This is a genomic window from Streptomyces lichenis, from assembly GCF_023218175.1.
GTDB classification, from domain to species: Bacteria; Actinomycetota; Actinomycetes; order Streptomycetales; family Streptomycetaceae; genus Streptomyces; species Streptomyces lichenis.
The window spans coordinates 123,722-139,186 of record NZ_JALPTH010000007.1 but is presented as its reverse complement, the minus strand read 5'-3'; the positions used below and the strand labels follow the sequence as shown (position 1 = coordinate 139,186).

The window sequence follows — 15,465 nt, the reverse complement described above, 5'->3', positions numbered from 1 at the left end:
TACTGCTGGTGCTCCCCCATGGCGTCCCCCAGGGCTTCGCGTGCGCTCCGTGAGCGCTCGGTAACAGAAGCGACACGGCAGACGTTACCCTGAGTGACGGACATGGGGGCCACCTCTCACCCACTGTGGCGAGAACACGCCATCGGGGTCGCCGATCGGCGACCCCGGTGGCTTGACGGGAGATCAGGGACGGTTGAGCCGGAGGGAGTTGATCGGCGTCAGATTGGCGTAGACGCCGGCCTGGGCGGCGATCGGATTGCCGCAGCCACCGCCGTTGAGCTGGGTGCACAGGTTGGCGGTCGCCCCACCGGTCTGGTTGTTCAGCACCCAGTGGTTGCCGAACTGGTTGCTGAGGTTGTGGGCGCCGTACCGGTAGAAGACGTGGGTCGGCCGGACCGCGGGGTTCTGGTTCTCGGGGTAGACGCACACCGCGCCGGAGGGGCAGCCCGCCCAGTCGGCGGCCGGCCGCGCCTCGGCGGGTGCGTTGAGGGTGAGGACGGCGGCGGTGGCGGTGGCGAAGGCGGCGAGGCCGCGCAGGAGCTGGGAACGCATGGTTCTCCCCTTGTGGGCAGTGGTGCCGGAGTTGACGGCTTCAGCGTGCCCAGACCCCGGGGCAGGATCGACGGGTTGCCCGTCGCCCTTCCGCGACTGGCTTGGGAAACACCCTGTGAGCTGCGGTTTCCCCCGACCATGGGCAACCCCCGCGCGGGTGTGCGGTCCCGCATGCGCGGCCCCGTATGAGCGGCGGTACGGCGGGTAGGCGGGCAGCATGCCGGATTCAGCCCAGGATGTGGTGGCCGTGGTGGTCGAGGAAGCGATGAGCGCACGTGAGGAGTTGGGTGAGACGGTGGCGGAGGCCGTCGAGGAGACCCGCGGGGGGCTGTCGGCCATCGCGGCCGGAGGCGCCTGCGGGCTGCTGGCGGCGCTGACCGCGCACTCGGCCGTCCAGCAGCGGCTGGCCAAGGCGTGGTCGCCGGAGCTGGCGGCGGGGGCGCTGACCCTGGCGTACGCCACCGGCGCCACCGCGCTGTTCCGTTACGGCCAGGTCCGGCTGCGCCGGGCCCGCGAGGCGTCCCGCGACACCCTGGAGGTGACACGGGACACGGTGGCGCGGACCGTGGAGGAGATCGCCAACAGCTGATCCGCGCCCCTGTGCACGGGCGCACGGGTGCACGGCGGATCCGGCCGGAGACGGCCGCGGAGACGGAAACAGGAACGGGAACACGACGGACGCCTCCCCCGGTCGAGCCGGTGGAGGCGTCCGTCGTGTGTGCCGGGCGGGGTGTGCGCCGGGCCGGTGTCCGGGGTCAGCGCACCCAGACGTCGATCACCGGGGAGACGACCCGGCGGCGGCTGTCGACCAGGCGCAGCTTGTTGTGGCCCTTCATGCCGAGCACCACGCGCATGCTGTAGGCCGAGCGGGAGTTGGTGTTCATCGACGCCGGCAGGGTGACCCAGCGGCGCTCGCCCAGCTTCTGCTGGAGGGTGACCCGGCTGCCGGGGCGCACGTTCTTGGCGATGCCGCGGACCCGGAACTGCTGCCAGGCCCGCACGCTCTTCGCGGAGGACTTGGCCGAGTAGGCGGGGGCCGCGGCGGCCGGACGGTGCTGCGCGGGGGCCGGCGAGGCGACGGCGACCGCCGTGCCGACCGAGCCCGCCACCACGGCGGCGGCGGCGATTCCGGCACCCCAGGTACGTACGAACTGACGCATGCGCTGTCTCCCAGGTGAGGAAGGGGAAGGGCTACACCGGAAACGTAAGCACATGGGGCGATAACCGGATTATGCGACACGGCGCGGTTGTTTCGGTGTACCCCGTCCAGCCGTGCGGTCTCCCCCTCGCCCCTCAGCCCCAGCTCTGGGCGTAGGAGGTGCGCAGTTCGTCGCGGTCGGCGCGCTCGGTGAGCAGCCAGCGGACCGCTCCCAGCCCGATCAGACTGACCCCGATCACCACCAAGCCGGTGAGCAGCAGGGGGGTTTGCACGATCGAGGTGACCGCCGGACGGGCCGGGCCGGCCTCCGGCGGAGCGCCGGCCGCCGCACCGCCACCGGTGCCGCCCCCGGCGGGCGCGGAGGGGTCCCGGGACGGGACGGCGGTCGGGGACGAGGTGGGAGCCGGTGAGGTGGACGGGGGCGTGCCGGGCGGCAGCCGGCCGTCGATGATCCGCACCCCCAGCCGGGACAGGGCGCTGGTCACCGGCTGAAAGAACGTCACACCGCCCTGGGCGCAGTCCCCGTTGCCTCCCGAGGTGATCCCGAGCGCGACGCCCTGGGCGAGCAGCGGACCGCCGCTGTCCCCGGACTCGGCGCAGACGGTGGTCTGGATCAGACCGGTCACCGTGCCCTCCCGGTAGTTGACCGTGGCACCGAGCGCGGTCACCCGGCCGTTGCGCAGCCCGGTGGTGCTGCCGCTGCGGAACACCCGCTGCCCGACGACCGGATCGGCGGCGCCCACCACGGCGACGGTGCGGCCCTGACCGACCTCCACGGCGTTGGTGCCGTCGAAGGCGGCCGGGTCCTCGTACCGGACCAGGGCGAAGTCCGCCCCGGGGAAGGTTCCGGCGACGGTGGTGCCCAGCGGGCGGCCGGTGCCGCGGACCGCGCGGAACCAGGGGGTGCCGACCGCGCCGCAGTGCCCCGCGGTCAGCACGAAGTTGTCCCGTCCGTCGGTGACGTTGAACCCGGCCGAGCAGCGCCCGGTGCGGCCCAGCATCGGGGCTCCGCCGTCCAGCCGGAGGGTGAACTCCCCCGCGGTCCGCCGCATCCGCACGGCCTCGCCGGCCCGCCGGGCGGTGTCCGACATCCGGTCCCAGTCGGCGGCCGAGACGGTGCGATCGGCGTACACGGTCACCTGGTTGGCCGCGTAGTCCAGCGACCAGGCGGTGCCGGTGATCCGAGGCGCCCGTCCGAGCGCCTCGGCGGCGGCGCGCAGCTCCCGCAGGCTGTGCCGCTTGACCTCGGCCCTGGCTCCGGCGCGGCGGACCTCGGCGGCGGCCTCCTGGTCCGTCACCGCGACCACCGGTCTGCCGTCCCGCCCGGTCCAGCCACCCGCCGTCCGGGCCGGGCCGAGCCGCCGCATCGTGTCGGCCACCACCTCACCGGGCGCGCGGGGCACCGCCGCGTCCGATCCGCCGGGTTCGCCGGCCATGGCGTCCGACACCATCAGCGCCCCGCAGAGCAGCCCTCCGACGGCCGCCGACCGGATGGCCCGTCGGAGTGTGCGCCGTGCGTGCCTCATGGTGAGCTCCCAAGCGGTCCGTTGGTCCAGGGCGGGTCCCATCTCCATACGTACGGGCGGGCGGAGTGGTTCAGCCGTGGTGCGGTGGTGAACGGGCGTGCGGGGCACGGGAGTTTTCCCGTCCGGCGGGGGCATCAGGTACGCGTGGAGACCTCCGACGAAAAGCTCCCGCGCGCCGAGCCCGCGCGCCGCAGAACCCCGTGGTGGTTCACCGTTCCCGCGGGCCTGCTGGTGCTGGTGGTGCTGTTCACCGTCGCCGCGCGGTTCGATCTCATCCCCGGCTGGGACGATCTGCTGGGCGAGGAGACCCGGGACCGGTCCGGGCCCGCGCTGCTCCAGTCGATCCAGGACCTCAGCCGCTACGAGGGGGCCGCCGGCTCCTACCAGATCGTGGTGGACCTGGAGAAGGACGCGAAGTTCCTCCCGGACGCCGTCCGGGGCACCCGCACCCTGTACGTGGGGGCCGGCACCGTGGGCGCCTATGTGGACCTGGGCAAGACCGGGCCCAAGGACGTGACGGTGAACGAGGAGCGGACCTCCGCCTCGATCCGGTTGCCGCGCGCCGTGCTGGGCTCGCCCGCCCTGGACCCGGAGCGGTCCTACGCGGTGTCCAAGCAGCGCGGGCTGCTGGACCGGCTCGGCGACATCTTCTCCGACAACCCGAACGACGAGCGCGCGGTGCAGCGGCTGGCGGCCAAGCACATCGGGGAGGCGGCGGCGGAGAGCGGGCTGACCGCACGCGCCGAACGGAACACCACCACGATGCTCAAGGGGCTGCTGGGTTCGCTCGGCTTCGAGCAGGTGACGGTGGTGTACGCCTGAGCCCGGGAAACCCTGTCAGGAATCACGGGAAACGGCGAGGGAAACGGCCCGGTGGCACGCGCGCGGCCGCCGCCGGCCGGCGGGGCTCCGGGCGTAGGCTGCGAACGGTTCCGGCAGGACGGCCGGACCGGATCGACCGAGGAGGAACAGCATGTCCAAGCCCCCGCTGCCCGAGGAGGCCGTCGCCCTGCTGCGCAAGCCGAACCCGGCCGTGCTCTCCACGCTGCGGTCGGACGGCCAGCCGGTCTCCACGGCCACCTGGTACCTGTGGGAGGACGACGGCCGGGTGCTGGTCAACATGGACGAGGGGCGCAAGCGGCTGGACCATGTCCGCAGGGACCCGCGGGTGACGCTCACCGTGCTGAACGAGGACTCCTGGTACACCCATGTGAGCCTGATCGGCCGGGTCGTGGAGCTGCGTGAGGACGAGGGGCTGGTGGACATCGACCGGCTGGCCCGGCAGTACAGCGGCAAGGAGTACCCGCGGCGGGACCGCGGCCGGGTCAGCGCGTGGATCGAGGTGGAGCGCTGGCACGGCTGGGGCTCGATGAAGGACAGCGACCAGGTGGGCTGAGAGCCCTCGGGACGTCGGGGCGGACGGGAGACGGCTCCCGTCCGCCCCGGTCCGCGTTTCCGGGCCCGTCCGCGACCGAGGTCAGCCGAGCGGGGCCAGGGGGGTGCCGTCCGACTGGTAGCCGGTGACCCGGACCGGTGCGCCCGGGGCCGCCCGGACCGCCGCGACCGGGCCGCGCGCCTCGGCGGAGACACCGCCGGAGAGGCGGATCCGGGCGATATGGCGGCTGCCCGCGGCCAGCGCGTACCAGGGGCCGCGCGGCGAACGCCAGCGGGTCCCGGCCACCACATGCTGGCCGAACCGGCTGCAGGCGGCGGTGGACCGCCGCTCGGCCACCACGGTGCCGGGGCGCGGGCGGCCGGCGGCGGGCGGCTGGAACTGCACCCGGACACTGCCCGGCCCGCTCCAGGTGTCGGCCCGGGTGCACACCCAGGCGGCGGCGCCCGCCCGGTCGGGCAGCGTCTGGCGCGCGTACACCCAGTCGTTGACGGCGCGCACCCCGTCCCCGCGCAGGTCGGCGAGGAGGCATGCGCTGCGCGCCCAGCTGTCCAGGGCCGAGCGGCCGACCGCCTCGCGCGGCTGGCGGGAGGGAGCACCGCCGCCGGGTGGCGGGGTGTGGGTCAGATGGGCCGGGGACGGCTCGCCGAGGTCGGTGACCAGGAAGGCGTGCCGCTCCACGATCTGCGCGGAGGAGCGCAGGCTGAGCACCGGCCAGGAGGTGCACGGTCCTTGCGCGGCGGGCACGGGCAGCGGCGGGGTGACACCGTCGGCGGCGGTGAACGGGCGGGTCGCCTCGGCGGGGCGCAGCAGGTCGCGGGTGCCGGACTGGGCGATCCAGGGGGCGAGGAGGTAGCGGACGGCGGTCGGGGTCCGGGTGAGGACGAGGGCGGCGGCGGTGGTCACCGAGGCGTCGTCGGCACGGGCGATGTCCAGGGTGGGCCGGGCCGCTCCGGCCGCCTCCGTGTAGCGGGCGACCCGGTCGGTGGCGGCGTCGTGCAGCAGGACCACGGCGGTGCCGTCCACGTCGGCGGCGAACAGCAGTTGGGCCGGGCCGGTGGGCGGGGCGGCCGCGGTGCCGGGGGTGGTGGTGAGGGTGCGGGCCCGGCGGCCGTCGGCCCAGGTGCTCAGAGCGCGGCCGAGCAGTGCCTGGTCGCCGCGCCGGCCGCCGCGGGCGGGCCAGGCGGTGAAGTCGAGCCGGGTGGTGTCGGCCCAGCGGCCGGCCGGGGTGGTGCGCAGGGTGCCGGGATCGGTGAGGAAGGTGGCTGCGGCCGTCCGTGCCGGGGCCGCGGGCTTGGCGTCGTCCGGCAGGCCGTCCCGGTCGGCCGAGGCCAGGACCGCGGTGAGGGCGGAGACGGCGAGCAGGGCCGCGACGAACGCGGTGGCGGCGGTACGGGCGCGGTAGCGGCGGCGCAGCAGATCGGTGGGGTGCAGCCGCACCCGGTTGGGGTCGAACTCCTCGGCGTCCAGCAGGGCGCGGGCGGAGCCGTCGGACAGCCCGGGCAGCCGGCCGGCCGCGGTGATCGCGGCGTCCGGGTCCGCCACGCCGGCCGCCGACAGCACCGCGGCGGTCTCCGGCTCGGCCAGCCCTTCCAGCAGCCGCAGGGCCAGCGCGGCCCGCGCGGCGGCGGGCACCTGGGCCAGCGCCCGGCCGAGGGCGAGCTCTCCGGCGCCACCGGTGTGCGGGGAGAGGCGCAGTCCGAGGACGAGCGGCAGCCGCGGGGGGTACGGGCGGGCGCGCCGGGTGCGGCGCTCATGGCGGAGGGCGGCGCGCAGCACCCGTTCCCGTACCCAGACGTATCCGTCGCTCCGCTCCCCCTCTCCCTGCGCACGGGCCGGGCCCGGGGTGTGCGGCAGCGCGTCCTGGACGACGGCGTGCGCGGCCACCACCCGGCGGTGGCGGCCGAGGGCCGGGGGCAGGACCAGGTGGGCGAGGCGGACCAGCCGCCCGTAGTGCTCGACGAGGACGGCTTCCGCCTCCTCGATGCCCGGGCGCTGACCGGCGGGGGCGGTGGGGACCTTCGGCGACGGTTCCCGCGGTGTGGGCATGGGACCTCGGCTCGTTGCACGTGCGACTCGACTGGTGTGCACAACGAGCGTCCGTCGTCGCCGTCACATCGACGGGTGCTCCGACGGGAGTCCCACCGCCGGGAAACGGGGTGGGAAGCAGGGAAACACGGGGGGAAACCCGGGAGACACGGGGGAAACCCCAGGCTCTCGGTGTCGGGTCAGCGGGGCACCGTCGACCCGACACCGAGGGCGCCGGGAGTCAGGCGGCGCCACCGGCTCCGGAGGCGGGGCCGAAGGCGGGCTCGGGCACCTCCGAGGGCTCCAGCAGCACCGAGGCGCGGCCGTCGGGGCCGACCGGCACATCACCGTCGACGGTGACCCGGCGCAGGGTGCGGACATGGTCGTCGGAGTCGTCGGTGCCGTAGTGCTGGGTGGCGCGGTTGTCCCAGATGGCGACGTCGCCCACCTGCCACTGCCAGCGCACGGTGTTCTCGGGCCGCTCGATGTGCGACTGGAACAGGTCGAACAGGACCCGGGAGTCCTGGCCGGTGAGTCCGGCGATCTTCTGGACGAAGTTGCCGAGCAGCAGGTTGCGTTCGCCGGTCTCGGGGTGCACCCGGACCACCGGGTGCTCGGTGCGGAACTTCACCGCGGTGAACACCTCGCGGTACTGGGCCAGCGCCTCGGGCAGGGCGTCGGGGCGCAGGGCCGCGTAGTCGTAGTCGTTGGAGTGCACCGCCCGCAGGCTGTCGGCGAGCACGCGCAGCGGCTCGGGCAGCCCGGTGTACGCGGTGGCGGTGTTGGCCCACAGGGTGTTGCCGCCGTACGGCGGGATGGTGACGGCCCGCAGGATGGAGAAGGCCGGGTAGGCGGGGACGAAGGTGACGTCGGTGTGCCACTGGTTGGCGCGGGCGCCGTGGTCGGAGTCGATGCCCAGGGCGTAGCGCCCGTCGGCGGAGGGCACGGTCGGGTGGGCGACGGGGGTGCCGAGCACTTGGGCGAAGGCCTCGTGGCTGTCCTCGTCCAGATGGCCCTGGTCGCGGAAGAAGACGACCTTGTGCTCCAGGATCGCGGCGCGGACGGCGGCCACGGTCTCGGGGGCCAGGTCGCCGCCGAGCCGTACGCCGGTGAGGACGGCCCCGATCCGCCCGCCGAGCTTGCGGACCTCGGGCAGCGGCGCGGCGGGCGCCGGGGCGGTGGCGGGGGCGTCGGTGGTGACCGGAGAAGCCATGGTGGGGCCTTTCGGTGAGTGTGACGGGTGCGGTGAGTGCGGTAGGTGCGGTAGGTGCGTTGAGTGCCGGGTGCCGGTGGGTGGCTGCGAGGAGCCTGGTGGCCGCTTCGGGTGTCCGGCCGGGCGCCAGGGGTGGGAACGCATTACTTCCGGAGCGGAAGAAAGGGCGGCGGCGGAGGGCCGGTGCCGCGGGCCATGGCCAGGAGCGTGGCAGTGCGGCCGGGGAGCGTCAAGGCCGTACCGGGCACCCGCGAGGCCGCAGGGCCTGCTTGAATCGGGGCCGGACGCGTCCGGCCCCGGCCTCCCCCGGAGCTCCTCTGTCGCCGCGCTGACCTGCGGTTTCGCGGCGATGGTGGAGATCCAGGGATGACCGGCGGCCCGGGTGACGGCTGCGCGCCCGCCGCTTCGCGCATTTCACGGCGCCGCAACACGGCGGTTGCCGCGGGCAACGCGGCCGTACGGGGACGGGCCGGCCGTCCGTCCGGAGTCGGCACCCCTGGAGGGCGCCCGGAAGAGGGGTCAGAGGGATGGTGTGGGAGCCGGTCGGTTCACGGATGACGGGCGACGGGCGGCGGGACGCCAACGCCGCCGCGGTGCTGCGGGCGGTACTGGACCGGGGCCCGGTGTCCCGGGGTGCCGTGGCGGCGGCGTCGGGGCTCAGTCCGGCCGCCGTCTCCCGGCAGTGCGCCGACCTGATCGCCCTGGGACTGGTGCGGGAGCTGCCGGCGACGGCGGCCGCCGGTGGGGTGGGGCGGCCGCAGACCCCGCTGGACCTGAACACCGGTGAGTCGGGCGGGCCGCTGGCGGCCGGGGTGCACATCGGGGTGCCCCTGTCCACCTTCGGCCTGATGGACCTGCGGGGCCGGGTGGTCCATCGGCGGTCGCTGCGGCACGACGGGGTCGGCCCGGACGAACTGCCCGCCCGGGTGGCCGACGGGCTGGGCCGTTTCCTCGCCGAGGCGGGCCGGGGCCGGCCGCTGCTGGGGGTGGGCTGCGCGGTCGGCGGATGGGTGCGGCCGGACGACGGCACGGTGGTGCGGCACGAGGCGCTGGGCTGGCACGGCCGGCCATTGGCCGCCGAGTTGTCCCGGCGCACCGGTCTGCCCGTACGGCTGGACAACCACGCGCGGGCGGTGGCCCAGTCGGAGATCCTGTTCGGCGCTCCGGCGGCCCGGCGCAGCCTGGTCCATCTCTTCGTGGGGAACGTGGTGGACGCGGCCCTGGGCATCGCCGGGGTCGTCCACCAGGGTCCGGGGTCCGCCGCCGGGGATGTGGCCCATCTGCCTGTGCCGGACTCCACGGTTCCCTGCGAGTGCGGGCGGCTCGGCTGCCTCCAGGCGGCCGCCTCGGACACCGCGCTGGCGCGGACGGCGGTGCGGCGCGGCATCGTTCCGGAGCCGTCCACCAGCCTGCTGGTGGACGCGGCGGCGGCCGGGGACGGGCGGGCGGACCGGCTGCTGCGGGAGCGGGCCAGGGCGGTGGGCCGCGCGGTGGCGCTGCTGCTGGACGTGCTCAACCCCGAAGTGCTGCTGGTGACCGAGCAGTCGAGTCTGCTGGAGCCGTCCTATCTGGAGGAGATCCGGGGCGCCGCGGTCGACGTGTCCCATGTCTGCCAGGACCCGGAACGCATCGTCAGTCCATATGCCGGACCGGCGGTGCTTCCGGTGGCAGGCGGTACCGTCCTGGTGAACCCCCTGTTCAGCGCGCCTTTCAGCGGTCTGGCAGGGCTGCTTCCGACCGGCCGCCGGACACTGACAGTGCGTCAGTTCTGAGACAGAGCGTTGACCGTTCCGCCGGAGCGCTGACATTCTGCTCGACGTGAATCCGGACATGCGCCTCACCTCTCGCAGGCACGTCGACCTCTGTCGGCAGGCCAGCGCGGTCTGTGCGGTCCGCGGCTGTTGACGCCGCCGGCCGCGCGCCCTCGGCCGCGGCCCCGTTCCCTGTGATCACATCCCGATGACCCGGTACGCCGCCGCCTGCTCGGCGGGGCGGCGCGCGGTCATCGCCTGATCTTCCACGCCCCTCCCCCGTTTCCCGGGCGACGCCTTTCCGGGCGACGGTGTCCCGGGAGACTCCCGCGTGCGCCCTCGCCCACCCTCGGGCTTCTTTTTCCCGCAGCGAGATAAATCCATCGGAAGCCGTTCCGCTCGGCCGACGGCTGCCCGTCCCGTACCTCCGCCCCCGCCGCGCGCCCGCGCGCCCCCTTCCCACAGGCAGGCTCAGATGACCGCGTCCCACCCGTCCCCCTTCTCCGCCGTCACCCGCAGAGCCACCCTGCGGGCGGCGGGCGCCGGTACCGCGCTGCTGGGACTCGGCCTGGCCGGCTGCCGTTCGGCGGTCTCCTCGGAGGGCGACCCGGTCCCCGCCGGTGACGCCAAGCCCCGGCGCGGCGGCACCCTGCGGATCGCGATCGGCAACGACTTCACCCCGGCGCTGCTGTTCGCCCAGAGCGCCCAGTCCCTCCAGCAGGGCCTGCTCTTCAACACGCTGACCCGCTACGACGACCGGCTCCGCCCGCAGCCCGAGCTGGCCGTCTCCTGGACGTATCCGAAGGACGGGCGCAGCATCACGCTGAAGCTGCGCGAGGGTGTGGCCTTCCACGACGGGCGGCCGTTCACCGCGGACGATGTGATCTTCGCCGTGCAGAACCTCCAGAACCCGGTGCGGGCCGCCCAGTTGCGGGCGACCGCCTCGGCGGTCACCGGCTTCGAGAAGCACGGCGACCATGAGCTGACGCTCAGGCTCACCCATCCGGTGGCCAACCTCTTCGACCTCTTCGAGTTCATGATCATCACCGATCGGCACACCGTGGCGGACGCGGTCGCCGGGCGGAAGCTCAACGGCACCGGGCCGTTCCGGTTCGTCAAGTGGAGCCCCGGCACCGGCCTGGACCTGGTGCGCAACGACCGCTACTGGCGCGCGGGGCGGCCCTATCTGGACGCGGTGGAGCTGCGGGTGGCCGGGCAGGCGGACGCGCTGGTCTCCTCGCTGCGCACCGGCCAGTCCCAGCTCTCCTTCGATGTGCCGGGCAAGAGCATGGCGCTGGTCAAGAGCACCCCCAGCCTGAAGATCACCGACTACTCCACCGGCGCGGGCGCCTACTACGTGGGCGTCAACACCACGGTGAAGCCGCTGGACGACAAGGCCGTGCGGCAGGCCATCGCCTGGGCGGTGGACCGGGACCGGCTGCTCGCCCAGTCGCTCGGCGGCTACGGGCTGGCCTCGGCCGCTCCCTGGCCGCGGTCGTCCCCGGCGTTCACCGAGGCCAGGCGCACCCACTACCGCCACGATCCGGCGAAGGCCCGGGAGCTGCTGCGCTCGGCGGGCCACCGCTCGCTGAAGCTGCCGCTGCTGCACTCGGCCACCCCCGGGGACACCTCCATCGCCGAGGCCGTGCAGTACGACCTGGCGCAGGTCGGCATCGACGTCACCCTGGAGCCCACCGACCCGGCGACCGCGCAGAAGAAGCTGATCTCGCAGTCCATGCCGGCGCTGTGGACGCTGAGCCACGGCTTCGCCCAGGTGCACCCCTCGACCCTGGCGGTCAGCGCGTATCCGTTCAACGAGGCCAAGAACACCAGCCGCTTCCGCTCCGGGACGTACACCCGGATCGTGAAGGAGGCCTGGACCACGCCCGACGACGGCCCGGCCGGGCGCGCCCGCTACGCCCGGATCACCGAGATCCTGCTGGACGAGGCGTTCATCATCGACCTGGTGGTGCGCGGCCAGGTGCAGGTGGCCTCCGAGCGGCTGCGCGGGGTGAGCCTCAACAAGTTCTCGCAGGCCCGCCTCGACGACGCCTATCTGGTGTGACGGGGGCTCGGATGCGGAGCCATCTGCTGAGAAGGCTGCCGTCGGCGGCGCTGGTGCTGCTGCTCGCCTCCTTCCTCGTCTTCGCCGTGCTGCGGCTGGTGCCCGGCGATCCGGCCACCACCCTGGCCGGGCCGGACGCGAGTGAGGCGACCGTCGCCGCCATCCGGGACCGCCTCGGTCTGGACGAGCCGCTGCCCGTGCAGTACGCCGCCTGGATCGGCGCCCTGGTCACCGGTGACCTCGGCCCGTCCTATGTGATCGGCGGCGAGGTCGCCGACCTGATCGGCGACGGGCTCGGCGCCACCGTGGAACTGACCCTGGGCGCCCTGCTGTTCGCGCTGCTGCTCGGCGGTGTGCTGGGGATCCTGGGCGCCACCGCGCGGCGCGGCTGGACCCGGGCGGCGGTCCGCGCGGTGACGGCCGGGGCGCTCGCCGTACCGCCGTTCGTCACCGGGGTGCTGCTGGTGCTGCTGTTCTCGGTGACCCTCGGGGTGCTGCCGCCCGGCGGTCGGGTGCCGCTGCTGACCGCCCCGGACCTGGGGGTGCAGTACCTCCTGCTGCCGGCGCTCTGCCTGGCGCTGCCCAGCGCCGCGGTGCTGGGGCGGTACCTCCAGGAGGGGCTGCGGCAGGCCCTCGCGGAGGACTACGTCCTTACCGCCACCGCCGCCGGGATCGCGCCGCGCCGGCTGCTGTGGCGGCACGCCCTGCCCAACGCGCTGCCCCCGGTGGTGACCCTGGTCGGCATCCAGACCGGGCATCTGCTCGGCGGGGCGGTGCTGGTGGAGGCGATCTTCGCCTGGCCGGGCCTGGGGCAGCTCGCCGAGCAGGCGCTGAACCGCCGCGACTACCCGGTGGTGCAGGACCTGCTGCTGCTTCTGGTGGCGGTGTTCGTGGTGGTGCAGCTGCTCACCGACCTCGCCTACGCCTGGCTCGACCCGCGCATCCGGTGGGAGTGACCCGAGATGACCACGTACACCCCGGAGAAGCGGGCGGCCCGGCCCCGGCCGCCGTATCTCGCCCTTCTCGCCACCTGGCGCGGCCGGATCGGACTGGCCCTGGTCGGGCTGGTGGCGGCCGCCGGGCTGCTGGCGCCGCTGCTGACCGGCCATGATCCGACCGCGCAGAGCGGGCAGGGGCTGCTGGGCCCCGGGGCGCCCGGCCATCCGCTGGGCACCGACGAGCTGGGACGCGACCTGCTCAGCCGGCTGCTGTACGGCATCCGCACCGATCTGGGCCTGATCGGTCTTGCGGTGCCGCTCGGCGCGGTGCTCGGCTGCCTCGCGGCGCTGGCCGCGGCCGCCCATCCGGCCGCCGACACGGTGGTGCAGCGGGTCTTCGACCTGGTGCTCGCCTTCCCGGGGCTGATCCTGGCGCTGCTGGTGATCGCGGTGGCCGGGCCGGGGTGGCTGCCGGTGGTGCTGGTGATCGCGCTGGCCGAGATCCCGGTGTTCGGACGGCAGTTGCGGGCCGGGATTTTGGTGCAGCGCGGCCGGGAGTATGTGACCGCCGCCCGCGTCGGCGGGACCTCCCGCACCCGGCTGCTGGTCCGCCACATCCTGCCCAACGCCGCCGAGCCGCTGATCGTGCAGTTCGCGGTGTCGCTGACGGTCGCGGTGTTCCTGGAAGGGGCGATGAGCTTCCTCGGGGTGGGCGTGCGGCCCCCGGAGCCGACCCTCGGCAACGTGCTGGCCCAGGCGATGCCGTATCTGGCCCAGTCCCCGCATGTGGCGGCCGGACCGCTGGTGGTCATCACCGCGCTGGTGGCCGGGCTGTCCCTGCTCGCCGACGCCCTCAACCGGGAGATACGCCGATGACGACGACGCAGACGACCGACGGGCAGCCCACCGGGCCGCCGCTGCTGGAGGTCCGCGACCTGTCCGTGGAGTTCGCCGCGCCCGGCGGCGGGGCGCTGCGGGCCGTACGGGAGGTGTCGTTCACCCTGCGCCGGGGCGAGACACTGGCCGTGGTCGGCGAGTCCGGCTCGGGGAAGTCCACCACCGCGCTGGCGGTGCTGGGGATGCTGCCCGGCACCGGGCGGATCGCCTCCGGTCAGGTGCTGCTGGACGGCGAGGACCTGGTCACCGCCGGTCCGGCGGCGCTGCGCGCGGTGCGCGGCGGCCGGATCGGGATGGTGTTCCAGGACCCGATGACCGCGCTCAACCCGGTGCTCACGGTGGGCCGCCAGTTGGACGAGGTGCTGCGGGCGCACGGCGCCGGCGGCCGGCGGGCCCGTACCGAGCGGGCCGCGAAACTGCTCGACCTGGTCGGCGTCCCGGACCCGCGGCGCCGGCTGGCCGACCATCCGCACCAGTTCTCCGGCGGGCAGCGCCAGCGGGTGCTGATCGCGATGGCGCTGGCGGGCGGGCCGGACCTGCTGCTCGCCGACGAGCCGACCACCGCGCTGGACGCCACCGTGCAGGACCGGATCCTCACCCTCCTCGCCGACGTCGGCCGGGAGACCGGCACCGCGGTGGTGGTGATCACCCACAACATGGGGGTGGTGGCCCGCTCCTGCGAGCGGGTGCTGGTGATGTACGGCGGATCGGTGGTGGAGGACGGCCCGACCGCCCGGGTGCTCACCCGGCCCTCCCATCCCTACACCGCCGGGCTGCTGGCCGCGGTGCCGCGGCTGTCCTCGCCGTCCGGCACCCGGCTGACCGGTATCCCCGGCGCCCCGCCGGACCTGGCGCTGCTCGGTGACGGCTGCGCCTTCGCCGACCGCTGCTCCCGGGCGCTGGAGGTCTGCCGGGAGAGCGTGCCGGTGCTGCTGCCGGCCGGGCACGGGGTGCGTACGGCTTGCGCCCCGGCGACCGCGCTGGAAGGGCCGCTGTACGATCCGGCGCCGCCCGTTCCGCTGGACCGGCCGACGCCCGGGCCGGTGGTGCTGGAGGCGGTGGACCTGGTGAAGGGCTACCGGTCCCGGCGTCGCGGCCCGGCGCGGCCCGCGCTGGACGGGGTGTCGCTGACCCTGGCGGCCGGGGAGACCCTGGGCCTGGTGGGCGAGTCGGGCTCGGGGAAGTCCACCCTGGCCCGGGTGCTGGCGCACGCCCACCCGGCGGACTCCGGCACCCTGCGGCTGCGCGGCGAGGATGTCACCCGGCCCTCCCGCGCGGCCCTGAACGGGGTGCGGCGGCAGGTGCAGATGGTGTTCCAGGATCCCTACGCCTCGCTCAACCCCCGGATGACGGTGGGCGAGATCGTGGCCGAGCCGCTGCTCGCCTTCGGTCTGGGCGACCGTACGGCCCGGGAGCGGCGGGTCGCCGGGCTGCTGCGGCAGGTCGGGCTCGACCCGGCGGCGGCCGGCCGGCTGCCCCGCTCCTTCTCCGGGGGCCAGCGGCAGCGGATCGGCATCGCCCGGGCGCTGGCGCCCGAGCCGTCGGTGCTGATCTGCGACGAGCCGGTGTCCGCCCTGGATGTGTCGGTGCAGGCCCAGATCACCACGCTGCTCACCGACCTCCAGCGGGAGCTGGGCCTGGCGCTGGTCTTCATCGCGCACGATCTGGCGGTGGTACGCCAGGTCAGCCACCGGATCGCGGTCATGCACCAGGGGCGGATCGTGGAGAGCGGCCCCGCCGACGAGGTGTGCGAGCGGCCCCGACACGCCTATACCCGGGCGCTGCTGGCCGCCGTACCCTCGCCGGTGCCGACGGGAGCGCCGCCGGCGCGGGAGACCTTGGCGAGCGGGGTGGGCGTGTGACGGGGAACGGACTGCCGCGGGCCTCCGGGCGATCGTGCTGCGCCCCGGGGCGTACGGGGACGGGTACCGCCGTCGTCCCCT

Annotated in this window: 14 protein-coding genes; 9 read left to right on the top strand and 5 right to left on the bottom strand. The window is 74.8% G+C overall.

Annotation, left to right across the window (positions count from 1 at the left end; translation table 11 throughout):
- Positions 1-183: 183 nt before the first annotated feature.
- Positions 184-552, bottom strand: a complete 369-nt coding sequence (locus M1O15_RS09725; RefSeq protein ID WP_248632900.1) for a hypothetical protein — start codon at positions 550-552, stop codon at positions 184-186.
- Positions 553-769: 217 nt separating this feature from the next.
- On the opposite strand from M1O15_RS09725, the gene M1O15_RS09720 reads away from it, so the two are divergent.
- Entirely contained in the window at positions 770-1,141 is a 372-nt protein-coding gene (locus tag M1O15_RS09720) for a phage holin family protein (RefSeq protein ID WP_248632899.1), read from the top strand.
- Between the two features lie 166 nt (positions 1,142-1,307).
- On the opposite strand, the gene M1O15_RS09715 is transcribed toward M1O15_RS09720, so the two are convergent.
- Positions 1,308-1,712 (bottom strand): hypothetical protein, encoded by a 405-nt coding sequence (locus tag M1O15_RS09715; RefSeq protein WP_248632898.1) that lies wholly within the window; start codon positions 1,710-1,712, stop codon positions 1,308-1,310.
- 133 nt (positions 1,713-1,845) lie between these two features.
- A complete protein-coding gene (locus M1O15_RS09710) occupies positions 1,846-3,237 on the bottom strand; it encodes a S1 family peptidase (RefSeq protein WP_248632897.1) in 1,392 nt (463 codons plus the stop codon).
- A gap of 144 nt (positions 3,238-3,381) precedes the next feature.
- Between M1O15_RS09710 and M1O15_RS09705 the strand changes: the two genes are divergently transcribed.
- Both M1O15_RS09705 and M1O15_RS09700 read left to right on the top strand, forming a co-directional pair.
- Positions 3,382-4,059 carry a DUF4230 domain-containing protein gene (locus M1O15_RS09705; protein WP_248632896.1) on the top strand — a complete coding sequence of 226 codons (678 nt, stop codon included), beginning with the start codon at positions 3,382-3,384 and terminating at the stop codon, positions 4,057-4,059.
- 151 nt (positions 4,060-4,210) lie between these two features.
- On the top strand, positions 4,211-4,633 hold the full coding sequence (locus M1O15_RS09700) for a PPOX class F420-dependent oxidoreductase (RefSeq protein ID WP_248632895.1): 423 nt from the start codon (positions 4,211-4,213) through the stop codon (positions 4,631-4,633).
- Between the two features lie 81 nt (positions 4,634-4,714).
- On the opposite strand, the gene M1O15_RS09695 is transcribed toward M1O15_RS09700, so the two are convergent.
- Positions 4,715-6,679: a hypothetical protein gene (locus tag M1O15_RS09695; RefSeq protein WP_248632894.1), complete on the bottom strand. Its 1,965-nt coding sequence runs from the start codon at positions 6,677-6,679 to the stop codon at positions 4,715-4,717.
- 220 nt (positions 6,680-6,899) lie between these two features.
- Entirely contained in the window at positions 6,900-7,871 is a 972-nt protein-coding gene (locus tag M1O15_RS09690; protein WP_248632893.1) for a TauD/TfdA dioxygenase family protein, read from the bottom strand.
- Positions 7,872-8,398: 527 nt separating this feature from the next.
- Between M1O15_RS09690 and M1O15_RS09685 the strand changes: the two genes are divergently transcribed.
- From M1O15_RS09685 to M1O15_RS09665, 6 genes are all read left to right on the top strand, one after another.
- Entirely contained in the window at positions 8,399-9,643 is a 1,245-nt protein-coding gene (locus M1O15_RS09685; protein WP_248632892.1) for an ROK family transcriptional regulator, read from the top strand.
- A 58-nt stretch (positions 9,644-9,701) separates the two neighbouring features.
- Positions 9,702-9,776, top strand: a complete 75-nt coding sequence (locus tag M1O15_RS31835; protein ID WP_361272012.1) for a putative leader peptide — start codon at positions 9,702-9,704, stop codon at positions 9,774-9,776.
- A gap of 321 nt (positions 9,777-10,097) precedes the next feature.
- On the top strand, positions 10,098-11,687 hold the full coding sequence (locus M1O15_RS09680; RefSeq protein WP_248632891.1) for an ABC transporter substrate-binding protein: 1,590 nt from the start codon (positions 10,098-10,100) through the stop codon (positions 11,685-11,687).
- Positions 11,688-11,698: 11 nt separating this feature from the next.
- Entirely contained in the window at positions 11,699-12,643 is a 945-nt protein-coding gene (locus M1O15_RS09675) for an ABC transporter permease (RefSeq protein WP_248632890.1), read from the top strand.
- A gap of 6 nt (positions 12,644-12,649) precedes the next feature.
- A complete protein-coding gene (locus M1O15_RS09670) occupies positions 12,650-13,501 on the top strand; it encodes an ABC transporter permease (protein ID WP_248632889.1) in 852 nt (283 codons plus the stop codon).
- Complete coding sequence (locus M1O15_RS09665; protein ID WP_248632888.1) at positions 13,498-15,384, top strand: ABC transporter ATP-binding protein; 1,887 nt, start codon at positions 13,498-13,500, stop codon at positions 15,382-15,384. The genes M1O15_RS09670 and M1O15_RS09665 overlap by 4 nt, the downstream gene beginning before the upstream one ends.
- Positions 15,385-15,465 lie beyond the last annotated feature (81 nt).